General features: G+C 61.6%; 1 protein-coding gene. It reads right to left on the minus strand.

Annotation, left to right across the window (positions count from 1 at the left end):
- Nucleotides 1–7 precede the first annotated feature (7 nt).
- Complete coding sequence (locus tag E4K09_RS02845; protein ID WP_134495045.1) at nt 8–328, minus strand: hypothetical protein; 321 nt, start codon at nt 326–328, stop codon at nt 8–10.
- Nucleotides 329–610: the final 282 nt, after the last annotated feature.

Consider the following 610-nt stretch of genomic DNA (forward strand, 5'->3'; position numbering starts at 1 on the left):
AGGGGGCCTATTGTTCAGTGAAGAAGGTGAGCACCACCTTGCCCTTGTCACTGACAAGGCAAACAAAGCGGTTTGGCTTGTCGCTCTTCTCGCGCTGGAGATAGGCCTCTCCCATGACCACCATGCGGATCGGCGTATCCTCGACTTTGGTGTCTGCCTTGGAGATGGCCAGCGACTGGATGTCAAAAGTGAGATGCTCGATCGAGGGCGAACGCTCCTGGAGGGCCGCCAGTCCTGACAGGCGACAGGCCTCGACCTCAGCTGGTACCTGAGCAAGGGCTGAAGATGCCAGAAGGGTGCCCCCAAGAACGGCACGTGCAAGGCGCATGGGTCTCTCCCTTGCGGTGAAGGTCCGGCGATAGATCCTGTCGCGGATTGGGTCCGGGCTGCTAGTAAGACGACGTGGCCTCTCCAGCGCGAAGCACTTCGTCGACCAAGTGCGGCAGGCGGTAAGGCTTGGCCAGAAAAGCGGCTCCGGGCGGAAGGCGATCAGCGTGGCACCTGCGCGAGCGGCCTGAGGTAAGCACTACCGCAAGCCCCGGCTGTGCCTTGAGGGCCTGGTGGGCGAGATCGCATCCATCCCGCCCTCCTAAGTCAATGTCCGAGAACA

Origin of the sequence: Microvirga pakistanensis, assembly GCF_004458765.1 — a bacterium.
GTDB classification, from domain to species: Bacteria; Pseudomonadota; Alphaproteobacteria; order Rhizobiales; family Beijerinckiaceae; genus Microvirga; species Microvirga pakistanensis.

Coding starts and splice junctions, on each gene's coding strand:
- E4K09_RS02845 (WP_134495045.1), bottom strand. CDS start 328: ATGCGCCTTGCACGTGCCGTTCTTGGGGGCACCCTTCTGGCATCTTCA.